This window comes from Kocuria aegyptia (assembly GCF_039530085.1).
GTDB classification, from domain to species: domain Bacteria; phylum Actinomycetota; class Actinomycetes; order Actinomycetales; family Micrococcaceae; genus Kocuria; species Kocuria aegyptia.
In genome coordinates this window covers 77,935-100,718 of the sequence record NZ_BAAAOA010000017.1, presented here as the reverse complement: position 1 = coordinate 100,718, position 22,784 = coordinate 77,935, and the positions used below count along the sequence as shown (strand labels likewise).

23 protein-coding genes are annotated in these 22,784 nt (G+C 73.1%); 12 read left to right on the top strand and 11 right to left on the bottom strand.

Translation table 11 applies throughout. From position 1 onward, the window contains the following. The first annotated feature begins 123 nt into the window (after positions 1–123). Positions 124–849, top strand: a complete 726-nt coding sequence (locus ABD220_RS08320) for an NYN domain-containing protein (RefSeq protein ID WP_344121540.1) — start codon at positions 124–126, stop codon at positions 847–849. 721 nt (positions 850–1,570) lie between these two features. Here ABD220_RS08320 and ypfJ read toward each other — a convergent pair. The 7 genes from ypfJ to ABD220_RS08285 all read right to left on the bottom strand — a co-directional run bounded on the left by ypfJ (position 1,571) and on the right by ABD220_RS08285 (position 9,218). Then, positions 1,571–2,476 carry a KPN_02809 family neutral zinc metallopeptidase gene (gene ypfJ, locus ABD220_RS08315; RefSeq protein ID WP_344121538.1) on the bottom strand — a complete coding sequence of 302 codons (906 nt, stop codon included), beginning with the start codon at positions 2,474–2,476 and terminating at the stop codon, positions 1,571–1,573. Positions 2,477–2,826: 350 nt separating this feature from the next. Next, positions 2,827–3,450, bottom strand: a complete 624-nt coding sequence (locus ABD220_RS08310; RefSeq protein WP_344121536.1) for a biotin transporter BioY — start codon at positions 3,448–3,450, stop codon at positions 2,827–2,829. Positions 3,451–3,460: 10 nt separating this feature from the next. Further along, the gene (locus ABD220_RS08305; protein WP_344121533.1) at positions 3,461–4,915 is read right to left on the bottom strand and encodes an AI-2E family transporter; all 1,455 of its coding nucleotides are present in this window, start codon (positions 4,913–4,915) and stop codon (positions 3,461–3,463) included. A gap of 130 nt (positions 4,916–5,045) precedes the next feature. Further along, the gene (locus tag ABD220_RS08300; RefSeq protein ID WP_344121530.1) at positions 5,046–6,143 is read right to left on the bottom strand and encodes a zinc-dependent alcohol dehydrogenase; all 1,098 of its coding nucleotides are present in this window, start codon (positions 6,141–6,143) and stop codon (positions 5,046–5,048) included. After that, positions 6,140–7,117: a Gfo/Idh/MocA family protein gene (locus ABD220_RS08295; protein ID WP_344121528.1), complete on the bottom strand. Its 978-nt coding sequence runs from the start codon at positions 7,115–7,117 to the stop codon at positions 6,140–6,142. Before ABD220_RS08295 ends, ABD220_RS08300 begins: the two co-directional genes overlap by 4 nt. After that, entirely contained in the window at positions 7,114–8,253 is a 1,140-nt protein-coding gene (locus ABD220_RS08290; protein WP_344121526.1) for a glycosyltransferase, read from the bottom strand. Before ABD220_RS08290 ends, ABD220_RS08295 begins: the two co-directional genes overlap by 4 nt. Further along, positions 8,250–9,218, bottom strand: a complete 969-nt coding sequence (locus tag ABD220_RS08285; RefSeq protein WP_344121524.1) for a glucosyl-3-phosphoglycerate synthase — start codon at positions 9,216–9,218, stop codon at positions 8,250–8,252. The genes ABD220_RS08290 and ABD220_RS08285 overlap by 4 nt, the downstream gene beginning before the upstream one ends. Before the next feature lie 163 nt (positions 9,219–9,381). Here ABD220_RS08285 and ABD220_RS08280 point away from each other — a divergent pair, with 163 nt between their 5' ends. From ABD220_RS08280 to mgtE, 3 genes are all read left to right on the top strand, one after another. Continuing rightward, complete coding sequence (locus ABD220_RS08280; protein ID WP_344121522.1) at positions 9,382–10,092, top strand: histidine phosphatase family protein; 711 nt, start codon at positions 9,382–9,384, stop codon at positions 10,090–10,092. A 95-nt stretch (positions 10,093–10,187) separates the two neighbouring features. Next, the gene (abc-f, locus tag ABD220_RS08275) at positions 10,188–11,786 is read left to right on the top strand and encodes a ribosomal protection-like ABC-F family protein (protein WP_344121520.1); all 1,599 of its coding nucleotides are present in this window, start codon (positions 10,188–10,190) and stop codon (positions 11,784–11,786) included. Positions 11,787–11,867: 81 nt separating this feature from the next. Beyond that, entirely contained in the window at positions 11,868–13,205 is a 1,338-nt protein-coding gene (gene mgtE, locus ABD220_RS08270) for a magnesium transporter (RefSeq protein WP_344121518.1), read from the top strand. A 33-nt stretch (positions 13,206–13,238) separates the two neighbouring features. Here the strand turns inward: mgtE and ABD220_RS08265 are convergent, their stop codons facing one another. From ABD220_RS08265 to ABD220_RS08255, 3 genes are read right to left on the bottom strand one after another with little or no spacing between them, the layout of a single operon-like run. After that, on the bottom strand, positions 13,239–14,210 hold the full coding sequence (locus tag ABD220_RS08265) for an SURF1 family cytochrome oxidase biogenesis protein (protein WP_344121516.1): 972 nt from the start codon (positions 14,208–14,210) through the stop codon (positions 13,239–13,241). After that, positions 14,207–14,479: a hypothetical protein gene (locus ABD220_RS08260; RefSeq protein WP_344121514.1), complete on the bottom strand. Its 273-nt coding sequence runs from the start codon at positions 14,477–14,479 to the stop codon at positions 14,207–14,209. The genes ABD220_RS08265 and ABD220_RS08260 overlap by 4 nt, the downstream gene beginning before the upstream one ends. A gap of 55 nt (positions 14,480–14,534) precedes the next feature. Next, a complete protein-coding gene (locus ABD220_RS08255; RefSeq protein WP_344121513.1) occupies positions 14,535–15,029 on the bottom strand; it encodes a DUF3099 domain-containing protein in 495 nt (164 codons plus the stop codon). A gap of 177 nt (positions 15,030–15,206) precedes the next feature. Here ABD220_RS08255 and ABD220_RS08250 point away from each other — a divergent pair, with 177 nt between their 5' ends. From ABD220_RS08250 to ABD220_RS08225, 6 genes are all read left to right on the top strand, one after another. After that, entirely contained in the window at positions 15,207–15,935 is a 729-nt protein-coding gene (locus ABD220_RS08250; protein ID WP_344121511.1) for a beta-ketoacyl-ACP reductase, read from the top strand. A gap of 45 nt (positions 15,936–15,980) precedes the next feature. Further along, positions 15,981–16,739 (top strand): SDR family oxidoreductase, encoded by a 759-nt coding sequence (locus tag ABD220_RS08245; RefSeq protein WP_344121510.1) that lies wholly within the window; start codon positions 15,981–15,983, stop codon positions 16,737–16,739. Positions 16,740–16,952: 213 nt separating this feature from the next. Continuing rightward, positions 16,953–17,975 carry an ATP-binding cassette domain-containing protein gene (locus tag ABD220_RS08240; protein WP_344121508.1) on the top strand — a complete coding sequence of 341 codons (1,023 nt, stop codon included), beginning with the start codon at positions 16,953–16,955 and terminating at the stop codon, positions 17,973–17,975. Continuing rightward, the gene (locus ABD220_RS08235) at positions 17,972–18,808 is read left to right on the top strand and encodes an ABC transporter permease (RefSeq protein ID WP_344121506.1); all 837 of its coding nucleotides are present in this window, start codon (positions 17,972–17,974) and stop codon (positions 18,806–18,808) included. The genes ABD220_RS08240 and ABD220_RS08235 overlap by 4 nt, the downstream gene beginning before the upstream one ends. A 2-nt stretch (positions 18,809–18,810) precedes the next feature. After that, entirely contained in the window at positions 18,811–19,326 is a 516-nt protein-coding gene (locus ABD220_RS08230) for a class I SAM-dependent methyltransferase (RefSeq protein WP_344121503.1), read from the top strand. Positions 19,327–19,486: 160 nt separating this feature from the next. Further along, entirely contained in the window at positions 19,487–19,996 is a 510-nt protein-coding gene (locus ABD220_RS08225; protein ID WP_344121501.1) for an SRPBCC family protein, read from the top strand. Positions 19,997–20,161: 165 nt separating this feature from the next. Here ABD220_RS08225 and ABD220_RS08220 read toward each other — a convergent pair whose 3' ends face one another. Next, positions 20,162–20,578, bottom strand: a complete 417-nt coding sequence (locus ABD220_RS08220) for a VOC family protein (RefSeq protein ID WP_344121499.1) — start codon at positions 20,576–20,578, stop codon at positions 20,162–20,164. Positions 20,579–20,685: 107 nt separating this feature from the next. Here ABD220_RS08220 and ABD220_RS08215 point away from each other — a divergent pair, with 107 nt between their 5' ends. Together ABD220_RS08215 and ABD220_RS08210 are read left to right on the top strand one after the other, a co-directional pair. After that, positions 20,686–21,240: a dihydrofolate reductase family protein gene (locus tag ABD220_RS08215; protein WP_344121497.1), complete on the top strand. Its 555-nt coding sequence runs from the start codon at positions 20,686–20,688 to the stop codon at positions 21,238–21,240. A 111-nt stretch (positions 21,241–21,351) separates the two neighbouring features. After that, a complete protein-coding gene (locus tag ABD220_RS08210; protein ID WP_344121495.1) occupies positions 21,352–22,773 on the top strand; it encodes an FAD-binding oxidoreductase in 1,422 nt (473 codons plus the stop codon). Positions 22,774–22,784 lie beyond the last annotated feature (11 nt).

The window sequence follows — 22,784 nt, the reverse complement described above, 5'->3', positions numbered from 1 at the left end:
CCGGTCGCGGGGAGCCTTCCCCGGGGGCACGGCGGCCTGCCCCAAAGGGCAGCGGCAAGACGGGGAGGTCGCCGAGGTCCCGGCGCGCCGATTGACCCTCGGCGGGTGGACCCGCATGCTCGGGTGGTGAACACCGACGAGAAACGCATCGCCCTGCTCATCGACGCCGACAACGCGCCGGCGTCCAAGATCGACGTGGTCCTGGCCGAGGTGGCCCGCCACGGGGCCGCGAACGTGCGCCGCGCCTACGGCGACTGGAAGAGTCCGCGCCTCCAGCAGTGGGAGGCGGTGCTGCACGCCTACGCGATCCGACCGATCCAGCAGTTCGCCTACAGCACCGGCAAGAACGCCTCGGACATGGCCATGGTGATCGACGCCATGGACCTGCTCTACGCCGGATCGGTGGACGGATTCGCGATCGTCTCCAGCGACGCGGACTTCACGCCCCTGGTGATGCGGATCCTCACCGACGGGCACAAGGTCTACGGCTTCGGCCAGCGGCAGACGCCGGAACCCTTCATCAACGCCTGCTCCCAGTTCACCTACGTGGAAAGTCTGGGGGAACCCGCCGCCGAGGCTCCGGGCGAGGCGCCCGTGGCGACACCTCAGCAGATTCTGCGCGGGGACGCCCGGCTGGTCAGGATGCTGCGGAGCGCGGTGGACGCCGCCAGCGGCGACGACGGCTGGGCTCACCTCGGCGCGGTCGGTCAGCAGATCGGCAACCAGGCGTCCTTCGACTCCCGCAACTACGGGTACCGCAAGCTCAGCGACCTCATCGAGGCCACGGGTCTCTTCGACGTCCGGCGGCAGAACCCTGGCGTGCAGGTGCGGGACAGCCGCCGCCGGTGAACGCCGACGGTGCCCCCATGTCACCAGGCACGCTGGTCGACAAGACACCGTCTCGACTCACTGAATCCGCATGGCATGGCCCAAGAGCACCGCGGGTCTTAATGCCATCACGGCAGTCGCGTCACGCTTAGTCTTCGAACATGGCTTACGACCTGCACCTTACGAGAGCCGATGACTGGTCAGAGGGACTCTCGCGGCCGATTACGACTGAGGAGCTGGTTGACGCTTGCCGCCAGGTCGGCTTTACGCTCCGATCGGATGGTTCTGACGCATTCCAATTGCGTCGTATCGCCCCGGGAAAAGCCGACGTGGATCTGATGTCCGCCCACGTCTTTGAAGGGCAGGTCACCCTCAAGCCTTTTCCTCCCGATCAAGACGCGGCAGATCGGGTGACGCTCCTGGCGGCAGTCTTGGAGGCTCGAGTTCAGGGTGATGATGGCGAAGTCTACGAGCGGGCCCCTGTCCTGCGGATTGTGCGTCGGCCATTCTGGCGGCGCGGATAGCGGCAGGGCAGGCCTGGCGTTGCAATCTGCCGACGGGGCCACTTGGGTCGGCAATCCGAGATGTGTGCACCGTCGTGCTGACCGGCCAGCGCCGAGTCCCCAAGGGACTCGCGAATCCCCACGCGGATTCCTGGGGAGATGCGAAGTCCTTGGGGACTCGGGGTCCAAGGTGGGGTCGGGATGGGGACTCGGCACGCGGGGCCGGGGTGGGGGGCGGGTCAGAGCGCCGGCGGGGCGTCCAGGTCACGGGCGCTGAAGGTGTCGCAGGCGTTGATGTCGCCGGTCCGGTAGCCGGCGTAGAACCACAGCTGCCGCTGGGCGGAGGCCCCGTGGGTGAAGTTCTCCGGGCTGACCCGGCCCTGGGTGGTCTCCTGGATCCGGTCGTCGCCGATGGCCGAGGCGGCGTCGAGGGCCTGGTCGAGCTCCTCCTGGGAGATTTCTCCCAGGTCCACGGCCCCCGAGGTGTCCCCGGCGGCGCCGCCGGCCCACAGCCCGGCCAGGCAGTCGGCCTGCAGCTCGACGCGCACGGCGCCGGACTCCGGGCCCCGCGGGTCCTGCTGGGCGTAGCCGAGGGTGCCGATCTGGTTCTGGATGTGGTGGCCGAACTCGTGGGCGAGCACGTACTCCTCGGCCAGCGGCCCGCCCTCGGCGCCGAACTGGGTCTGCAGCTCGTCGAAGAACACGATGTCGAGGTACGCGGTCTCGTCCGCGGGGCAGTAGAACGGCCCCACGGCCGACGACGCCGCGCCGCACCCGGTCTCGGTCTGTCCCTCGAACAACTGGACGCCGGGCATGACGTAGTGCTCGCCCGTGGTCCGCGGCAGGTAGTCCGCCCAGAACTGGTCGAGGCTCTGCGCCGTGGCGATCATCCGGCAGTCGGTGTACCGGTTCGCGTCCTCGCCCGTCCGGCACCGCTCGGCCCGCTCCTGCTCCACCGAGGACCGCGACCCGGTGTCCTGGCCACCCCCGCCGGTGATCGCGTCGATGCCGTCCTGGCCGAAGAGCAGTCCCACGACGAGCAGCAGCAGCCCGCCGCCCAGGCCGCCGCCCACGGCGACCCCGCGTCCGCGCCCGCCGCTGCCCACGCGCGAGGCGTCCAGCTGGGAGCTGTTGCCGAAACTCATGGCTGAAGTGTAAGCCGCCTGATGGTGGTGCGGAGGGAAGCGGTCGGTCGAAGCCGCGGGCGGCCGGGCCGGGACCGTGGGTGGAGATCGGCAGCCGGTGCGGGAGCGCGCCGAGCAGCCCCACGGGCCGGCCCCGGTCGCGCAGGTCGAGCAGGGTCGTGCGAGGGCTCGTCGCGGACGAGGACCTCGGGCTCCGCGCCCGGCGCCGCCTCGAACGCCGCCGGCCGGCGCTCCGCGCCGGCGAGGCCGCGGATGCGATGCTCTGCACGGTGGCCGATGCGCATGCGGTCGAGCAGAGCCGGCGCGGCGCGCCGTCGTCGGGGCCGGGTCCCCGGAGGCTCCGGGTGGGGTCAGCGCGTGCCGGCGATCCGGGGGAACGCCTTGTGCACGGCCACGGCGATGACCGCGGCGAGCACTACCTTGACCAGGTCGCCGGGCCAGAAGACGAGGTCGGCGAGGAACGCGTCCTGGAGGGGCAGGCGCGTGTTGGCCACCAGGCCGAGGATGCCGCCGATCCGGATCACCACGAACCCGGCCAGGGCCGCGGCCACGAGTCGCAGGGTGTAGGTGCCGGTGCGCTCGTAGCGGGCGTTGGTGGCGCCGCCGTCGTTGGCTCGGCGGGCCGGGATCAGCCACTGGGCCACGTAGCCGGCCGCGGCCGCGGCGAAGGGGAACGCGAGGATGTAACCGGCCGAGGGCTCGGCGAGCACGCCGGGGCCGCCGCGGAAGTCCGCGAAGACCGGGACGCCCATCAGGCCGACCAGGACGTACAGCGCCACCGCGAGGAGCCCGCGGGTGCCGCCCAGGACCAGACCGGTCAGGAACACGGCCAGGGTCTGCAGCGTCAGCGGCACATCCGCCGTGCCGAGGGGGATCCCGGGGAGCGCGGACAGGGCGGCGGTGAGGGCTGCGAAGAGGCCGATGTTGGCGAGGTCCTCGGCGGTGATAGCGCGGCGGCGTTCGACGTTGGTCATGGCTCCCAGACTAGGGCTTGCTGCCCTCGGCGGCGGAACCCGTGCGCTCGTCCTCCGCGCCCTGCGCGCTGCCGTCGGCGTCGTCGTCCTGCCGGACGGCGTCGCGCTCCGTGGCCCCGAAGCGTCCGCCCAGGGCCTGCTGGTAGCGCATCCGCTGGTACTTCCAGCGCTCGGCCATGGTGGCCTTGGACTCGACGCGGTCCTTGGGGTTCACCGGGTCCGGGCCGAGCACGGGGTCGTCGCCGACCTGGTAGCGGCTGGACCAGACCTGGATGACGGCCCACGCGACCGCGGTGTACGGCACGGCCAGGATGGCGCCGAAGATGCCGCCCACCAGGGTGCCGACGGTCAGGGCGAGCAGCACCATGAGGGCGTGCAGACTGAGGGTGCGGCCCATGATGATCGGCTGCAGGATGTTGCCCTCGATCTGGTTGACCACGATGATCACGATGACCACGGCCAGGGCGACGGCCGGCCCGTTGGTGACCAGGGCGACCAGGGCGGCGATGATGCCGGCGATCGTGGCCCCGACCACCGGGATGAACGCGGTGACGAACACCAGGACGGCGAGGGGCAGGGCCAGCGGAACGCCCAGGATGAGCAGCGCCGCGCCGATGAACACGGCGTCGATCGAGGCGACCATCGCGGTGCCGCGGACGTAGCCGCCGAGCACCTGGGCGCTGCGGTCCACGGACTCGGCCAGCTTGGCCCGGCGCTCGCCGCGGAACCAGCGCAGCGTGAAGTTCCACATCTTCTCGCCGTCCTTGAGACAGAAGAAGAGCACGACGATCATCAGGACCACGCCGGTGACGAACTCCGTGGCCGCGCCCAGACCGCTGATCGCCCCGCCCGCGAAGGACCCGCTGGTGACGAAGTCACCGGCCTGCTGGACGGCCGAGTCGATGGCGGCCGTGTCGACGGGAAGGGGCCCGGACTGCACCAGGCGCTGCAGCTCGTTCCAACCCTCCACCGCGGAGGCCGTCAGCGTGTCCCACTCGCTGCGCACGGCGAGCACGATGCCGGTGAGCACACCGCCGACCAGGCCCAGGATCCCGAGGAAGGCCGCGAGGGTGGCCAGCAGATTGGACCAGCCCCGGCGCTCGAGCCACTTCACGGCCGGGCCCACCGCGGAGGCGAGGATCAGCGCCACCAGCACGGCGATCAGCACGACCTTGACCTGCAGAAAGACCCAGATCAGCCCGACCACCACGGCGGCCACGAGCAGCGTCTGAGCGGCGCGCGAGCCGGCCCGGCCCAGCGAGTCCGCCCAGGGGCCGACCGCGGGGGCCAGCGCCTGGGTGGCCTCCTCGAAGCCGGCGGGCTCGACCCCGGGGCCCATGGCCGGGACGGCGCTGGTGCCGGGGTCGGCCTGGCCGCCGAGAACGCTCTCGGCGTGCAGCGGGGCGGCCGACGACCCCCCACCGGGGCGGTGCGGGGCTTGTTCCGGTCGGGACGACGTGGCCATGCGGATCTCCTCGGAGAGGGCAGCGATCAGGGGGTGCGGTCGTGCGACGACGACCCTCGCCCCAACCATAAGGCGGCTGTCGGAAGAGTGTCCACCGGCCGGTGCTGCGCCGGAGCCGCATCGGTCCCGGTCAGACGTGACCGTGCATTGCGAACACGGCGGTCAGGACGTGCCGGCGGCGGCCCGCGACGTCGTGCATGAGCGCCGGCGCGTCGTCGAAACCCACGACGTCGCTGATCAGGTGCTCCCGGAACTCCCCGGCGTGGGCCCCCAGCAGCCTGATCGTCTCCGCGGAGAGCCGGGCCCGGTCCCAGGTGTGGGCGAGGCCGCGCGGCACCCGCCCGATCTGCGCGCAGCGCAGGCTCAGCCCGTTGTGGTGGAACTCCTCGCCCAGCCGCACCGCGTCCGCGCCCTCGGTGTAGAACGCCAGGTCGATCACGGTGCCCTGGGGGCGGACGGCCCGCAGCGCGGTGTGCAGGGCACCGGGCTTGCCGCGGCACTGGAACACGACGTCGGCCCCGTGCTCGCCCGGGCCGTGGCGCCAGCGGGTCTTGAGCACCCGGCCCGGGTCGTCGTCGAGGTCGAGGGGGAGGAAGCCCAGGCGTTCCGCGACCGCCCGCCGGCGGGGGTCGGCGTCGGCCACGGCCACCTCCCGGGCGCCCAGGGCGCTGGCGAACAACCCCGTGACCAGGCCCACCGGCCCGGCCCCGGTGACGAGGACCAGCCGTCCGGCCACGCCGTCGCCCAGGCCGCGCACCGGTCCCGCGTCGGCGGCCGCGTGCAGCAGCCCGTTGGCGCAGATGGGGCCGAAGTGGGCGACGAAGACGCCCAGCATCGGGTCGAGCGCGGCGGGCAGCGGCACGAGGTGCTCGCCCAGCGGGTCGGCCACGTGGGCGGTGGCGTGGCCGTAGGCCGTGGCGAGGACGTCGCCCACCCCGAAGGCGGGGGTGCGGGACTCGGCCACCCTGGCGACCTCCATGTAACCCAGCCGGCGCACGGGGTAGCCCTGCGCCGGGACGCCGGGGCGGAACAGGCCCAGCTCGGTGTCCTGCCGGGAGTGCAGCCCGGGGTGGTCGCCCTTGACGAAGGCCAGTTCCGTGCCCGTCGACAGCCCCGTCACCAGCGTCTCCAGGAGCAGACCGCCCTCCGGGACCTCCAGGAGCTCCTCCTCGGCGATCTCGATCCGGCCCCGGGCGGGGACCACGAGGTTGCGGCGCCGGGCGCTCACCCGCGCTCCTCCAGGGCGACGGCCCGGCCCGTCCGGGCGGACTGCGCGATGGCGCAGGCGAGCCGGTGGGTGCGCAGCGCCTCTCCGTAGGGCGCCCGGGTGGCCTCCCGCTCGCCCCGCACCGCTTCCAGGAACTCCCGGTCCACGGCCACCCTGGGGTCCTCGGTCGGGGCGTGCTCGGTGCGCTCGGCCGGCCAGAAGGCCGTGAGCCCCTCCTCGGCCAGTTCGAGCACCAGGCCCCGGCTGACCGTGTGCAGCGCGGCGCGGTGCTTGACGGCCAGCGCGGAGGTCGCCGCGAGGGTCGCCACCGCCCCGGAGCGGAAGCGCACGGTGGCGGCGGTCGCGTCGTCGACGTCGCCGTCCTCGGCCTCCGTGCCGTCCGGGGTGCCGCGGACCCCTGCGGCGTAGACCTCGACGGCCTCGCCCAGCAGGAACCGGGCCGTGTCCAGCACGTGCGTCAGCTGCTCGACCACCTGCCCGCCGGAGCGGTCCGTCCGGCCCCACCAGGGCACGGGCGGGCGCTTGTCGAGCCAGTAGCCGTTGGCCAGCAGCGGCGGGGCATCGGCGAGCAGGTCCCGGGCCAGCACGGCGGTGTCCAGGCAGCGCCAGTGGTAGCCGGTGCCCGTGACGACCCGGGTCTCCTCGACCCGCCGGCCGATCCGCTCAGCGGCGTCCAGCCCGAGCCCCACGGGCTTCTCCACGAACAGCGCCTTGCCGCGCTCGAGCGCGGCGAACTCGGCGGGCCCGTGGGCGAACGGGGGCACGCACACGTAGACGGCGTCGGCCTCCACCGCGTCGAGGGCCTGCTCCGGGTCGGTGAAGGAGGGGACCTCGAGCGCGGCGGCGAGGGCCTCGGCCGCGGGCGGGTGCGCGTCGGTCACGCTGACCACGCGGGCGCCGCCGAGCCGGTGCAGCACGTCGACGTGGCGCCGGGCCACGGACCCGGCCCCGACAAGAGCGATCCTGAGCGTCATGCGGGGTTCTCCTCCAGCAGCCGGTGGTACAGGTCCAGGTAGCACCGGGCCATGCCCGCCGGCGTCCACTGCCGGGCGGCCTCCCGGCATGCCTGCGGGTCCAGGGAGTCGAGCTCGCCCAGGTGCCGGACCAGGTCGTCCTCCTCGGCGGCCAGGAACCCGGTCCGCCCGTGCTCGACGAGCGAGGGCAGCACCCCCCGCGGCGTCCCGACGACGGGCACGCCCCGGGCCAGCGCCTCGACGACGCCGGTGGCGCCGGGCTCGGCCCAGCGGATGGGGCTCAGCAGGGCGCGGGACGAGCGCAGCAGCCGCTCCTTGCGCTCACCGGCCACACCGCCCACCCACGTCACCGACGTGCCGTCGACCAGGGGCCGCACCTCCTCGAGCCAGTAGCGGACGTCGGGGTGGGCGCCCAGCGCCTCGTCGCCGTCGGCGAGCCGGCGCTCCAGCTCCTGCGGGTCGTCGATCCCGGCCACCGGGCCGGCCAGGACGAGGGGCACCCCGGCCCGGCGGCTGATCCGCGCCGCCACGTCCTGGGCCTTGTCGGCGGTGATCCGCGCCAGGACCAGGACGTGCTCGCCCGGGGTCGTCTCCACCTCGAGCGGTGGCGGCGCCGCCAGCGGCACGACCCCCAGCGTCTGCCGGCGCAGGTTGGCCGGGGCCCGCTCGAGCTGGGAGGCGGAGACCGCGGCGAAGCGCACGCGCCCGCGGCCGTCGAAGACGGAGTAGAACTCGGGGTGCTTGCGCAGGTCCCAGTGCAGGGTCTGCAGGGTCGGCGGGGCGGCCGCGCCCATCGCTCCGAGCACGGACGGGCCCACGACCTCCAGGTGGTCGTGCACCAGGTCCCAGCGGCCCCCGTCCCGCAGGGCGTCCACGAGGCCCTGCATGTGGGCGTGGGCGATGCCGGAGACCCGGTTGTAGGGCATGGCGATGGACCGGAACGCCGGTCCCGGCAGCGGCCGCACGTAGTCGTCCGCCTCCAGGCTGCTGGTCCCCACCGTGGCGAGCGTGACGTGCACCCCCGCCCGCCGCAGCTCCGGCACCAGGGTGGCGACCACCGTCTCGATCCCGCCGTAGCCGGACGGGGGCACGGGCAGCCACGGGCCCGCGTTCACGAGCACCCGCAGCCCGCTCATGCGACGCGGCCGACGAACCGGGCACGGTACTCGGGGATGCCCGCCATGGGCGGGCGCTCGCGGACACTGACGTCGTGGGTCTCGGCGAGGAACCGCTCGCCCTGGCGCAGGAACTGCGTGAGCTGCCCGCTCTCACCGGCCACCGGGGCCTCGCAGCGCAGACGGGCCTGGACCGTCAGCTGGATCTGGGCGGCCATCCGCGCCAGGGCCGCGTCCGAGGAGTTGCGGTGCGAGCGCACGCCGAGGTCCACCTGGGCCATCGCGTCCAGGCCGACGGCCTCCAGGACGTCGATGAGCATGGCGATCTCCACCCCGTACCCGGACACGAAGGGCACCTGCTCCAGCAGCTCCCGGCGCCCGGCGTACTCCCCGGCCAGCGGCTGGACGAGGCCCGCCAGCTGCGGCCAGAACAGGTTGAGCAGCGGACGCGCCACGAGTTCCGTGACCCGCCCGCCGCCGGCGGGCAGGACGGTGGCGCCGTCGTGCAGCGGGCGGTCGTAGCAGCTCTTGACGAACTGCACCCCCGGCTCGATGAGCAGGGGGCCGAGCAGGCCCACGGCGAAGTGCGTGTCGAACTCCCGCAGGTCCGCGTCGACGAACGCGAGCACGTCCCCGGTGGTCACGGCCAGGGACTTCCACAACGCCTCGCCCTTGCCGGGGACGTTGCCGTGGGCGGGCAGGATCTCGACCTGCCGATGGACCCGGGCCCCGGCCGCTGCGGCGACCGCCCCGGTGCCGTCCGTCGAGTCCGAGTCGATGACGACCAGTTCGTCGATCAGCGCCACGTCCTCCATGAGGTCGCGCCGCAGCGCGGTGACGATCCGCCCCACCGTCTCGGCCTCGTTGCGGGCCGGCAGCACCACGCTGACCGTGGTCGCGCCTTTCCGGCGGCAGAGCTGCTCCGCGGACCACTGCCTGCCGTGGTAGCTCCGGGTGGCGAACCACTTCTGGACGTCCTGTCGCATGCTGCTCGCTCCCGACGATGAGGAATACTGGACGACGACTGACCGGTTGCCGTCGGACACTACCGAGCGCACGGCTTCCCGAGAAGAGCGCGGAGGACAGTCGGGGCAATGTGTCGCGGCCGCCGGGCCGGGTGGGAAGCGGTCACGCCGACGAGAGGCAGGGATGAGCCAGCGGACGAGCTCGCGGGGACCGGCACGCCGCCGCCTGGTGCTGTGGCGCCACGGGCGCACCGCGTGGAACGTGGAGGACCGCGCCCAGGGGCAGGCCGACATCCCCCTGGACCCGGTGGGACGCCTGCAGGCCCGGACCGCCGCCCCGGCGCTCGCCTCCTTCGAGCCCGCGTTCGTGTGGTCGAGCGACCTGCAGCGGGCCTGGCACACCGCCCAGGAGCTCGCCGCCCTGACCGGGCTCGAGGTGCGGCCGGACCCCCGGCTGCGCGAGTACGACGTGGGCATCCGGCAGGGCACCACCTTCCCCGAGTTCCGCGAGAGCCATCCCGACGTCTTCGCGCGGTTCTTCTCCCAGGAGGACTACCGCGTGCCCGGCGCCGAGCTGCCCTCCGAGGTCGACGAGCGGATGGCGGCCGTGCTCGGCGACGCCGCCGCGGCGCTCGACGAGGGCCGCACCGGCGTGCTCGTCGGCCACGGCGCGGCCCTGCGCAGCGGGGTGCCGGCCTTCCTGGGGGTCCCGCCCCGGCTGCGGGACATGTTCGCGGGGATGGCCAACTGCGCCTGGACCGTGCTGCAGGAGCATCCGCACCGCGGCTGGCAGATCGCCGACTACAACGCCCGCACCCTGCCGGGCGACTCGCCGGCATCGGCCGACGAGATGCCCGCCCGGCACGTGAGCAAGAACGCGGACCCGGCCCGCTGAACGGGGTGCCGCCCGGGAACGGGGACCGGTAGAATGGACAGGTTGCCCGCTCAGGGCGCCCACACCTCCCGTGCTCCCTCCGAAAGGTCTCCTCCGTGATCACTGTCCAGAACCTCGAACTGCGTGCCGGTGCGCGGCTGCTCATGGACGAGGTCAACTTCCGCGTGGACAAGGGGGACAAGATCGGCCTGGTCGGGCGCAACGGCGCCGGCAAGACGACGATGACCAAGGTCCTCGCGGGGGAGACCCTGCCGGCGGGCGGGACGGTCACGCGCACCGGGGCGATCGGCTACCTCCCGCAGGACCCGAAGGTCGAGGACATGGAGCAGCTGGCCCGCGACCGCATCCTCTCCGCCCGCAACCTCGCGGGCGTCGTCGCCCGCCTGCGCCAGGCCGAGCAGGACATGGCGTCCGAGGACGAAGCCGTGCGCACCAAGGCCATGCGCGGCTACGACCGGCTCGAGTCGGAGTTCCTGGCCGGTGGCGGCTACGCGGCGGAGTCCGAGGCCGCGACGATCACCTCCAACCTGGACCTGCCCGAGCGCATCCTCGGCCAGCCGCTGCGCACGCTCTCCGGCGGTCAGCGGCGCCGCGTGGAGCTGGCCCGCATCCTGTTCTCGGACGCCGACATCATGCTCCTCGACGAGCCCACCAACCACCTGGACGCCGACTCCGTGGTGTGGCTGCGGGACTTCCTGAAGAACTTCCAGGGCGGGTTGCTGGTCATCAGCCACGACGTGGAGCTGATGGAGATGGTGGTCAACAAGGTCCTGTACCTGGACGCCAACCGCTGCGTCATCGACCTGTACAACATGGGCTGGAAGAACTACCTGCTGCAGCGCGAGCAGGACGCCCACCGCCGGAAGCGCGAGTTCGCCAACGCGGAGAAGAAGGCCACCGCGCTGATGGACCAGGCCAACAAGATGCGCGCCAAGGCCAGCAAGGCCGTGGCCGCCCAGCAGATGATCAAGCGCGCCGAGCGGCTCATGAACGGCCTCGAGGGCGAGCGCCAGGCGGACAAGGTCGCGAACATCCGCTTCCCGAAGCCCGCCGACTGCGGCAAGACCCCGCTGACCGCCCGGGACCTGTCCAAGTCCTACGGCTCGCTGGAGATCTTCAACGACGTGGACCTGGCCATCGACCGGGGCTCCCGGGTGGTCATCCTCGGCTTCAACGGTGCCGGCAAGACCACGCTGCTGCGGATGCTGGCGGGCGAGGCCGAGCCGGACACCGGTGAGGTGGTCCCGGGCCACGGACTCAAGCTCGGCTACTTCGCCCAGGAGCACGACACCCTGGACCCGGACCGGACGGTGCTGGAGAACATGCGCTCCGCCGCCCCCGACCTCGCCGACACGGAGGTCCGCAACGTCCTGGGCTCGTTCCTCTTCCAGGGCGACGACGTGTCCAAGCCGGCCGGGGTGCTCTCCGGCGGCGAGAAGACCCGCCTGGCGCTGGCGACCCTCGTGGCCTCCTCCGCCAACGTGCTGCTGCTCGACGAGCCGACCAACAACCTCGACCCGGCCTCCCGCCGGGAGATCCTCAACGCGCTGCGGACCTACGAGGGCGCGGTCGTGCTCGTGTCCCACGACGAGGGCGCGGTCGAGGCCCTGGACCCCGAGCGCGTGGTGATCCTGCCCGACGGCACGGAGGACCTGTGGAGCCAGGAGTACCAGGACCTCATCTCCCTCGCCTGACGGCGCGCGCCCCGCGGGCGCGGCCGGAACCGGCAGGGACGCGACAGGGACCGGACACGACCCGGCCGGGAAGGACGTGACGTGGACACCTCGCTGCGGGAGCGGATCCGCGCGGGACTGCGCCAGCACGACCTCGAGGAGGTCCGTGACCGCGTCCTGCAGTGGGGCCTGGCCGAGCAGGTGGACCTGCTCGAGCGCCTCCCGCCGTCGGAGCGTGCCGTGGTGTACCGGCTGCTGCCGCGCGAGACGGCCTCCCAGGCCTTCGTGCGTCTCGACACACCGCTGCAGGGGGAGCTGCTGACCGCGCTGCGGAACGGGGAGGTCCACGACCTCGTGGCGGAGCTGGACCCGGACGACCGGGTGAGGCTCCTCGACGAGCTGCCGGCGGACGTGGCCCGCGCGCTGCTGGTGGACCTCTCCCCGCAGGAGCAGGACGCGACAGGGCTGGTCATGGGATACCCGGCCGGCTCCGTGGGGCGTAGGATGAGCCCCGAGTTCGTGGCGCTCGACCGCCGGATGTCGGTGGACCAGGCCCGGGCGGCGGTGCTGGCACGCATCGACGACGCCGAGACCGTCTACGCGCTGCCGGTCCTGGACGAGCAGCGGCGGCTGTGCGGGATCGTGGGACTGCGGCGCCTCCTCGCCACGGACGGGTCCGCGCCCGTCGCGGACATCCTCCGCGAGGCGGTCACCGTCGAGGCGCACGCACCGGCGGAGGAGGCGGCCCGCCGGTGCGCGGACGAGAAGCTCCTCGCCCTGCCCGTGGTCGACGGGACGGACCGGCTGGTGGGCATCCTCACCTTCGACGACGCCCTGGACGTCCTCGAGGAGGCCGAGTCGGAGGACGTCGCCCGGTCCGGCGGCGCGGAACCGCTGCGGCGGCCGTACCTGTCGACACCCGTGCGCTCGATCGTCCGCTCGCGCGTCGTGTGGCTCCTGGTCCTGGCCGTCGGCGCCACGCTCACCGTGCGGGTGCTGGAGGTGTTCGAGGCGACGCTGGAGCAGATGGTGGTGCTGAGCGTCTTCATCCCGCTCCTGATCGGCACCGGCGGGAACACGGGCAACCAGGCGGCGACGACGGTCACCCGGGCGCTGGCCCTCGGGGACGTTCGGGCGCGGGACGTCGGCCGCGTCGCCTTCCGCGAGATGCGGGTCGGTGCGTTGCTGGGCGCCTGCCTGGGCACCGCGGGACTCCTGGGCGTGGGCCTCGTCTACGGCTGGGAGGTGGGCACGGTGATCGGTCTGACGCTGCTCACGGTGTGCGTGCTCGCGGCGACGGTGGGCGGCGTGATGCCGCTGGTGGCGCGCGCCCTCAAGGTGGACCCCGCGGTGTTCTCCAACCCGTTCATCACCACGTTCGTCGACGCCTCCGGACTGGTCGTGTACTTCCTCATCGCCTCCGCGGTGCTCGGGCTCTGAGACCGACGTCCCCGGTCCTGGGGGCCGGTGGGCCTACCGCCCCTGGCGCTCGAGGGCGTCCAGCAGCGCGTCCTCCTCGTCCTCCCACGTGGGGCGGGAGCGCCGGCGCTGCGGTTTGGGCCGCATGAGCGACCGGAGGTGGGCCGGCATGTCGTCGGCCATCTCCAGCTGGCGGACGACGAGCTCCTCGTCGCCCTCACCGACGTAGTTGCCGTCCTCGTCGTAGAACCGTCCGAGCCGGCGCTCCATCTCCTCGGCGAACTGGCGGTCCCACACGTCGTTGCGCGCCTGCTGGCGGGCGGCGTAGCCGTAGGCCACGAAGAACAGCGCCGCGAACGCGTACCACTGGAACGAGTAGGACAGGTGCGGCCCGGAGCCGGTCTCCGGCTCCGAGGCCGGCGCGGGGGCCGCTGCGGGCGCCGGGTCCTCGGCGAAGACCTCGCCGTAGGCCGCCGTCCCGATCGGGCGGTCCCAGCGCTCGCGCAGCTCCTCGAGGTCGATCGTGGCGATCTGCCCCTCGGGGGCGCCGCGGCTGACGTCCGGCTCCCCGGGCAGGAGCCGGGCGGTGACCGTCACCTCCCCGGCGGGCGGGGCGGGCACCTCGTCCGGCATCCCGTTGGCGGCCTCGCCGGTGGGGATCCAGCCGCGGTCGAGGACCACGACGTCCCCGCCCTGCGTGCGGAACGGGACCAGGACCTCGTAGCCGACGCGTCCGTCCTGCGGCCGGTTGCGGACCAGCACCTGGTCCTCCGGCAGGTAGCGGCCGGACAGCTGCACGGGGTGCCAGGTGAGGCTCTCGTCGTGGGCGGCGAACTGCTCGGCGGCCCGCGCTCCGGTCAGGGGCTCGGCGCGGTAGTTCCGCGTGATCTTGGCGTTCTCGCCCTCGAGGTGGTCGTTGCGGTCCATCTGCCAGCCGCCCAGGTGCACCGAGACCACGGCGGCGGCGCAGGCCAGGAGGAAGAAGCCCAGCCACTTGCCGCTGAGCAGGAACCGGTAGTCGTTCATCCTCGGGGCTCCTGCGCGGGGTCGGCCAGCGGGACGGTGTCCTTCCAGAAGCCGCGGGCGCCGAGGAACTCTTCGAGGTCGCCGCGGTGCTCCGGGCACGCCAGCCACGTCTTGCGGCGCTCCGGGGCGTGGATGCGCGGGTTGTTCCAGCGGATCTGCCACGCGGCGTCCGCGCGGCAGCCCTTGCGGGAGCACTGCGGGGTGTCGGGCCCGGCCGGGGGAGCGCCGGCGCCTCGCGGGGACAGCGATCCGAGCAGGTCGAACTCCACGGCGGTCGTGCTCCTCAGGGTCTTCGGTGGGGTCCCGGGTCGGCCCGCGGCGGGCTCAGGCCGCGCCGCGGCGCCGGGTGGTCTCGTCCTCGACAGTAGCGGAGGAAGCCGGGTCCCCGCTGGGAGCGGCCCTGCTCCCGGAGCCCGCCGGGGTGGTGTCGTCCTCCCCGTGGCCGGCGACGAACTCGCCCTCGAGCACGAAGCCGATCGCCCGCGGCTCGGCCGGCGGTGCCGGCTCGGGCGCGGCGGCCAGCGCCGGCGCGGCGGGCGGCTCGTAGTAGTGGCTCGTGCGGGTGGAGCGGTCGTTGCTGTTGGCCAGCAGCACCGCCATCCAGGGCAGGATGGCCACGCCCAGGATCGCGACGCCACGGACCCAGATGTTGTCGACGGCGACGAACACGATGAGGCACACGATGCGCAGGCCCATCTGGATGCTGTAGACCTTCATCCGGTGGCCCATGTCCTGGGTGTGCGGCTCCGCCGTGGTGGTGATGGAGTGGACGTCGTCCTGTCCGGCGGTCCCGCCGGTCGTGCGATAGCGCTTGGTCATGGTCCTCCCAACAGACGATCAATTGTCTCACCGGGGTCCGACATCGAGAAGGCGGTGCCCGGGGACTACCGGCCGGTCACCGGCCCCGACCGGTACCATTGGGGGGATTTCCCCGCGGACCCCGCACCCGATCCGCACCGCGGGCTCCGCGACCCACGACCGAAAGGCCCCCTCCCCATGGCAGACGAGCAGCGCAGCCCGGCACCCCGCACCGTCCTCGTGACCGGCGGCAACCGCGGGATCGGACGGGCCATCGCGCAGGCGTTCCAGGACGCCGGTGACCACGTGGCCGTCACCTACCGTTCCGGCGAGGCGCCCGAGGGCTTCTTCGCGGTGCAGGCCGACGTCACCGACTCCGCCTCGATCGACGCCGCGTACAAGGCGGTCGAGGCCGAGTTCGGTCCGGTCGAGGTGGTCGTGGCCAACGCCGGCATCACCCGGGACACCCTTCTGCTGCGGATGAAGGAGCAGGACTTCCAGGACGTCGTGGACACCAACCTCACCGGTGCCTTCCGTGTCGTGCAGCGCGCCGCCAAGGGGTTCATGCGCCTCAAGCGGGGCCGCGTGGTCCTCATCTCCTCCGTGGTCGGGCTCTACGGCTCGCCCGGGCAGGTCAACTACGCCGCGTCCAAGGCCGGCCTGGTCGGCATCGCCCGCTCCATCACCCGTGAGCTGGGCGGGCGCAACGTGACCGCCAACGTCGTGGCCCCCGGGTTCATCAACACGGAGATGACGGCGGCGCTGCCCGAGGACACCCAGTCGAACTACCTCGCCTCGATCCCGGCCGGCCGCTTCGCCGAGCCGGAGGAGGTCGCCGCCGTGGTGCGCTGGATCGCCTCCGACGAGGCGAAGTACATCTCCGGCGCCGTCATCCCCGTGGACGGCGGCCTGGGCATGGGCCACTGAGCCCTGCCGCCCCATGATCCCCGCACGTTCCACCGAAGGAGCACCATGAGTTCACTTGCAGGCAAGACCGCGGTCGTCACCGGGTCCTCGCGCGGCGTCGGCGCCGACACCGCCAAGCTGCTGGCCGGAGAGGGCGCCAACGTCGTCGTCAACTACCGGCAGAAGGCGCCCCGCGCCAACAAGGTCGTCAAGGAGATCGAGGCGGCCGGCGGGAAGGCCATCGCCGTCCAGGCCGACATGACCGAGCCCGAGGAGGTCCGCGCCCTGTTCGCCCGCGCGGTGGAGGCCTTCGGCGGGGTGGACGTGCTCGTGCTCAACGCCTCCGGCGGCATGGAGACCGACCTCGGCGAGGACTACGCGCTCAAGCTCAACCGGGACGCGCAGAACGACACGCTCACCGCCGCTCTCGAGCACCTGCCCGAGGGCGGGCGCGTGGTCTTCGTGACCAGCCACCAGGCGCACTTCATCAACGACGTCGAGACCATGCCGGAGTACGTGGAGGTCGCGAAGTCGAAGCGCGCCGGCGAGGACACCCTTTCCGCCCGCATCCCGGAGCTGACCGAGAAGGGCATCACGTTCGTGGTGGTCTCCGGCGACATGATCGAGGGCACCGTGACCGCGACCCTGCTCAACCGGGCCCGCCCGGGCGCGCTCGAGGAGCGCCGTGAGGCCGCCGGCAAGCTCTACTCCGTGCAGGAGTTCGCCGTGGAGATCGCCCGGATGGTCACCGCCGACGTCCCCACCGGACACGTCGAGCTCGTCGGCGGCGCCGACGACTTCCTGGCGAAGGCCGGGCGGAAGTAGCCCTGCCGGGGACCTGCCCGGCGTGCGACGAGGTGACGGCGCAACGCCGCCCGGACACGTTCCGGGCGGCGCTGCGCCGTCAGCGGGCCGGGGACTGGTGCGCTGTCCGGGGTCGGTGAGATGCTCCTCACGTCACCGATCGGACGACCGGGTCCCGGGGCAGGACGGGGCCGACCGGAACAGGGGCGGGCGCGCCCAGGACGGAGCCCCACCATGACCGGTCCACTCATCGGGGTCGAGGGGCTGACCAAGACCTACCGGTCCCGCTCGCGCACGGTCCACGCCCTGTCCGGCCTCGACCTGGCCGTGCCGGAGGGCATCGTCAAGGGCCTATTGGGCCCCAACGGAGCGGGCAAGACCACAGTGGTCAAGGTGCTCACCACTCTCATCACCCCGGACGCCGGGACCGCGCGGATCGACGGGGTCGACGTGGTGGCCCACCCGGCCCGGATCCGGCGGATGATCGGTGCCTCCGGTCAGTACGCCGCGGTCGACGAGAACCTCACCGGCACCGAGAACCTGCGGATGGTCGGCCGGCTGTACCACCTGGGCGCGGCGACCGCCCGGCGCCGGGCCGCGGAGCTGCTGGAGCCGTTCGACCTCGAGGAGGCCGGGGACCGCACCGTGAAAGGATACTCGGGCGGCATGCGGCGTCGCCTGGACCTCGCCGGGGCGCTGGTCATCCGGCCCCGCGTCCTGTTCCTGGACGAGCCCACCACGGGCCTGGACCCGCGCAGCCGCATCGGTCTGTGGGACGTGATCCGGTCCCTCGTCCAGGACGGCACCACGGTCCTGCTCACGACCCAGTACCTCGAGGAGGCCGACCAGCTCGCCGACGAGATCTCCGTCATCGACGACAGGAACGTCATCGCGGCGGGCCCTCCCGACGAGCTGAAGACCCGCCTCGGCGGTCACCGGGTCGTCGTCGTCCTGCAGGACGGGGCCGACGCCGCGCGGGCCTCCGACGTGCTCGCCCGCCACGGGGAGGGCACCCCCACGTTCGGCGAGCAGGGGCGCGAGCTCCACATCCCGGTCCAGGAGGGCCCGCAGGCCCTCCAGCGCATCCTCGCGGATCTCGACGCCCAGGGCGTGGGCCTGCACGACGCCGGGATGCGCCGGCCCGCCCTCGACGACGTGTTCCTCTCGCTCACCGGGCACACCACCGCACAGGCCGCCGGCGACGAGAAAGCATCCGGCAACGCCGTGAGCGCGACCGGCGGAGGACAGCACCGATGAGCACCCGCGCCCTGCCCGGATCGACCAGCCCCGGCGCCACCCTCAGCAGCTGGGCCGCCGACGGCTGGACGATCACCCAGCGCAACCTCATCAAACTGCGGCGCTCACCGGACATGCTCGTCTTCGCCGTGCTCCAGCCCATCATGTTCGTCCTGCTGTTCAGCCAGGTCTACGCCGGGTCGATCCAGGTGCAGGGAACCGACTACACCCAGTACCTGATGGCCGGGATCTTCGGGCAGACGGTGCTCTTCGGCTCCACGTTCTCGGGGGCCGGCATGGCCCAGGACCTCAAGGAAGGCATCGTCGACCGCTTCCGGACCCTGCCCATGAGTCCCTCGGCGGTCCTGATCGGTCGGACCAACAGCGACCCGGTGCTCAACGGCGTGTCCATGATCATCATGATCGGCACGAGTTTCGTCGTCGGGTGGCGGTTCACGACATCGGTCGGGTCGTTCCTCGCCGGGATCGCCCTGCTGCTGCTGTTCGGCTACGCGTTCAGCTGGGTCATGGCATTCGTGGGCATGAGCGTGCGCAGTCCGGAGACCGTCAACAACGCCTCGTTCATCATCCTGTTCCCGCTGACGTTCATCTCCAACGCGTTCGTGCAGTCCCAGAACCTCCCGGGACCACTCGAGACCTTCGCCAACTGGAATCCCGTCTCCGCGCTCGTGCAGGCCGCCCGCCAGCTGCTCGGCAACACCGGGTCCGCCCCGGTGCCGGACGTGTGGCCCATGCAGCACCCGGTCCTGACCGTGGTGGCGGGGAGCTTGCTGCTGCTCGCGGTCTTCGTGCCGCTGTGCTTGCGCAGGTTCGCCACGGTCAGCTCGCGGTGACCGTGGCGCGGCGTCCGGCGCCGGAGCGCAATCGGTGGGCCGTCGAGCAGCTGGGCCTCCGTCCCGGGTCCCGGGTGCTCGAGTTCGGCTGCGGCGGCGGCGCGGCGGCACAGCTCGTCCTCGACCGGCTCTGCGGCGGGTCGGTGCTGGCGATCGACCGCTCGGCCACCGCCGTGGCCCGTGCCGCGGAGCGCAACCGCGCGGCCGTGGACGCCGGAGTGCTGACCGTGCGTCAGGTCCCGCTCGCCGACCTCGACGTCCCCGCGGGGTCCTTCGACGTCGCCTTCGGCGTGGACGTCAACCTCTTCTGGACGACCTCCGCGGAACCGGAGCTCTCCGTGCTGCGCGACGCGCTCGCCCCGGGAGGAACGCTGCTCATCGCGTACGGCCCCGCTCCGGGTCCGGAGCGCCGTGCCGCGCTGCTGGAGCGGGTGCGAGGAGCCGTGGCCGCCCACGGATTCGTCGACGCCGAGGTGGTCGAGGCGGCACGGGGGAGCGGCGTGCGGGCCCGCGCCTGAGCCCGCCCGGTCACTGAGCTGCTGAGGGCGGCGCGAAACCGTCCGCAATGTGACGCCGCCCGTCCGGCGCGGGTGCTAGTCATGGACCACACGGGGCGGGGCCGTCCGCGCCTGGGCCGAGAGCACCTCCGCGCGGTGCGGAGCCGAGCGAGGAGCCGCCATGACCCCACAGCCCACCGGACGGCTCGACCCCAGGGGCCATCTCGTCCTCACCCGCGCCCTCGACGCCCCCGTCGAGGAGGTCTGGTCCGCGGTGACGGACCCCGGCCGGCTCGCCCGGTGGTACGGCACGTGGCGCGGGGACCCGGCCTCCGGGCGGGTGGAGGTCCTGACGACCGCCGAGGACTGGGACCGGCCCGAGCCCCTGCTGATCCGCGCTTGCGACCCGCCGCGGCACCTGGCGCTCACCCTGGGCACGGCCGCCGACGCCTGGCGCGTGGACCTCGACCTCCACGAGGACGACGGCAGGACCGTCCTGCAGCTCACCCACCGATACCCCGACCCCGACGAGGTGGAGTCGGTCGGGCCCGGCTGGGAGTACTACCTGGACCGGCTCGTCGCCGCCGAGACCGGCGGGGACCCGGACGCCGTCGACTTCGCCCGGGACTACCACCCCGCGATGTCCGGGCACTACCGGCCGCTCGCCGAGCAGCTCCGGGCCCGGGACTGACCCCGGCCGGACGTCCCGCGACCTGCCCGTGCACCGGCCGCGCCCAGGAGCACCAGAGCGCCGGGGCGAGCCACGGCCGCACCGCGCCCCCTGCGCCGGGCGGCCCGCCGCCCGGGGTCGGGGCGGGCGCGCGATCCGGACGGCGGTGCCGCGCCTGGGGGCGCGTCAGGAGCCGGCGTCGCCGACGCTGAGCATCCAGTGGATGCCGAACCGGTCGGTGCCCATCCCGAACAGGCCGCCCCAGGGCGCCTCCTCGAGCGGCATCGTGACGGTCCCGCCCGCCACCAGCTCCTCCCACCAGCCGCGCAGCACGGCCTCGTCGTCGCCGCTCACCGAGACCGAGACGTTGTCCCCGACGACCAGGTCCATGCTGTTCGGGGTGTCGGAGGCCATCAGGACCATGCCGGTGCCGGTGGTGAGCATCGAGTGCATGACCTTGTCCTGCTCCGCGGGGTCGTCGCTGGCCCCGTACTCGCTGAACCGGCTGATCGACAGCTCCCCGCCGAACACGGAGCGGTAGAACGTCATCGCCTCCTCGGCGGTGTCCCGGAAGGAGAAGTAGGGATTGAGCAGCATGGGCATGGCCGGGCCTCCGGATCGATGGGTCGGTGCCCCCATCATGACGCCGTCCGGGGCGCGGGGGGAAGCACCTCTGGGAAGCCCCCGGCGGCGTGCGTAACCTGGTGCGCATGAGCAGAACGCAGTACTACGTGGCGGCCAGCGCCGACGGGTACATCGCCGACCGGGAGAACCACCTCGACTGGTTGCTGCAGTACGGCTTCGAGGCCTATCAGGAGCACTACGACGCCTTCCTGGCCGAGGTCGGGGCGCTCGCGATGGGCGCGAGCACGTACGAGTTCGTCCTCGACCAGGGGGACTGGGCCTACGGCGACCTCCCGGTGTGGGTGTTCAGCCACCGCGAGCTGCCGCGGTTGGAGGGGGCGGACCTGCAGTTCGTCAGCGGTGCCGTCACGCTGCACGCCGAGGCCATGGTGGCGTCCGCGGGCGGGCGGAACCTGTGGGTGGTGGGCGGCGGACAGCTCGCGGCCCAGTTCGCCGACGCCGGCCTGCTCGACGAGCTGTGGCTGACCTACATGCCGATCGTCCTGGGCGGAGGTCATCCCGTCCTGCCGACCGCGGCGGCGCGCGACCTGCGGCTCCAGCGCACCACCCACTTCGAGGGCGGCGCGGTGGAGCTGCGCTACGTCCTGCAGGGCCCGGACCGGCAGGTGTGGCCCGAGTAGCCGCCCTCCGTTGTCGGGGCGGGAACCGGGGACTACACTTCCTGCCACGCCCTCGGCGGCCGCTCCGCCGCTCCACCGGGGCCCGAGCGCCCCTCGTCGCAGGACCTCGCCATGAGCCTCCACCGCCCCGCCGGTGACCGTGCGACCGATCGGGCCCTCCGCGACCTCGCGGCGCACCTCACCGGCGCACTGATCGGCCCCCACGACCCCGGCTACGACGACGCACGACGGGTCTGGAACGGCATGGTCGACGTCCGTCCGCGCGCTCTCGCCCGGGCGGGGTCCGTCGCCGACGTCGACCTCGTCCTGGCGACCGCCCGGAGCACCGGTCTGCCGCTGGCCGTGCGCGGCGGCGGGCACAACATCGCCGGGCAGAGCACGGTCGCCGACGGACTCGTCCTGGACCTCGGCGGTCTCACCGGCGTCGTGGTCGATCCGGCGGCGCGCCTCGTGACCGCCCAGCCGGGAGCCACCCTCGCCCACGTGGACCGGGCCACGGCCCCGCACGGCCTCGCCGTTCCGCTCGGCGTGGTCGGCGGCACCGGCGTCGCCGGACTCACCCTCGGCGGCGGGATCGGATGGCTGACCCGCACCCACGGCCTGACCATCGACAACCTGGTCTCCGCGGAGGTCGTCACCGCCGCGGGCGAGCACCTGCACGTCGACGAGGCGGAGCACCCCGAACTGTTCTGGGGGCTGCGCGGCGGGGGCGGGAACTTCGGCGTGGTGACCTCGTTCCAGTGCCGGGCCCATCCGCTGGCGTCCCCCGTCCTGGCGGGCGGCCTGGTCTACCGCCGCCCGCGTTGGGAGCAGGCGCTGGCGGCCTTCGAGGCCTGGGCGCGGGAACTCCCGGACGAGATGAACACCATCGTGTCCTTCGTGGTCCTCCCGCCGGAGTACGGGCTCGGGCCCGAGGTGCTCATGACCGTCGGGCTCGCCTGGGCCTCGCCGCAGCACGGCGCCGGACTCGAGCTCGTCGACCGATTGCGCGCGGCGGCGCCCCCCGACCTCGAGACCGTGGGCCCGGTGCCCTGGACCGTGTGGCAGACCGCGAAGGACCCGGTCTTCCCGACGGGCTCCCGGGGTTACTGGAAGAACGTGGCGTTCAGCCGCCTGGACGAGGAGGTCGTCTCCGCGCTCGTGTCGGTGGCCGCCCGGATCACCTGGGTGGGCAGCGGCATCAACCTGCACTACCTCCGGGGCGCCTTCGGCAGGGTGCCCGAGGACGCCACGGCGTGGCCCAGCCGCGCCGCACGGTTCTGGCTGAACATCTTCGGGTTCTGGCGGGACCCGGCCGACGACGCCCGGCTCACGGCCTACGCCCGGACGGTGCACGCGGCCCTGGAACCGTTCGCGGAGCACGGCCAGTACGTCAACTTCCTCGGGGCGGAGACCGGCGGCGACCCGGTGGCGGCGGCACGGCACGCCTACGGGCGCGACAAGCACGAGCGGCTGGTGGAGCTGAAGAACCGCTTCGACCCCGGGAACATGTTCCGTGGCAACCACAACATCGTCCCGACGGCGGCCAGCTGACTCCTGCCACC

Coding starts and splice junctions, on each gene's coding strand:
- ypfJ (WP_344121538.1), bottom strand. CDS start 2,476: ATGAGTTTCGGCAACAGCTCCCAGCTGGACGCCTCGCGCGTGGGCAGC.
- ABD220_RS08310 (WP_344121536.1), bottom strand. CDS start 3,450: ATGACCAACGTCGAACGCCGCCGCGCTATCACCGCCGAGGACCTCGCC.
- ABD220_RS08305 (WP_344121533.1), bottom strand. CDS start 4,915: ATGGCCACGTCGTCCCGACCGGAACAAGCCCCGCACCGCCCCGGTGGG.
- ABD220_RS08295 (WP_344121528.1), bottom strand. CDS start 7,117: ATGACGCTCAGGATCGCTCTTGTCGGGGCCGGGTCCGTGGCCCGGCGC.
- ABD220_RS08290 (WP_344121526.1), bottom strand. CDS start 8,253: ATGAGCGGGCTGCGGGTGCTCGTGAACGCGGGCCCGTGGCTGCCCGTG.
- ABD220_RS08285 (WP_344121524.1), bottom strand. CDS start 9,218: ATGCGACAGGACGTCCAGAAGTGGTTCGCCACCCGGAGCTACCACGGC.
- ABD220_RS08280 (WP_344121522.1), top strand. CDS start 9,382: ATGAGCCAGCGGACGAGCTCGCGGGGACCGGCACGCCGCCGCCTGGTG.
- ABD220_RS08265 (WP_344121516.1), bottom strand. CDS start 14,210: ATGAACGACTACCGGTTCCTGCTCAGCGGCAAGTGGCTGGGCTTCTTC.
- ABD220_RS08255 (WP_344121513.1), bottom strand. CDS start 15,029: ATGACCAAGCGCTATCGCACGACCGGCGGGACCGCCGGACAGGACGAC.
- ABD220_RS08250 (WP_344121511.1), top strand. CDS start 15,207: ATGGCAGACGAGCAGCGCAGCCCGGCACCCCGCACCGTCCTCGTGACC.
- ABD220_RS08245 (WP_344121510.1), top strand. CDS start 15,981: ATGAGTTCACTTGCAGGCAAGACCGCGGTCGTCACCGGGTCCTCGCGC.
- ABD220_RS08240 (WP_344121508.1), top strand. CDS start 16,953: ATGACCGGTCCACTCATCGGGGTCGAGGGGCTGACCAAGACCTACCGG.
- ABD220_RS08235 (WP_344121506.1), top strand. CDS start 17,972: ATGAGCACCCGCGCCCTGCCCGGATCGACCAGCCCCGGCGCCACCCTC.
- ABD220_RS08225 (WP_344121501.1), top strand. CDS start 19,487: ATGACCCCACAGCCCACCGGACGGCTCGACCCCAGGGGCCATCTCGTC.
- ABD220_RS08220 (WP_344121499.1), bottom strand. CDS start 20,578: ATGCCCATGCTGCTCAATCCCTACTTCTCCTTCCGGGACACCGCCGAG.
- ABD220_RS08215 (WP_344121497.1), top strand. CDS start 20,686: ATGAGCAGAACGCAGTACTACGTGGCGGCCAGCGCCGACGGGTACATC.
- ABD220_RS08210 (WP_344121495.1), top strand. CDS start 21,352: ATGAGCCTCCACCGCCCCGCCGGTGACCGTGCGACCGATCGGGCCCTC.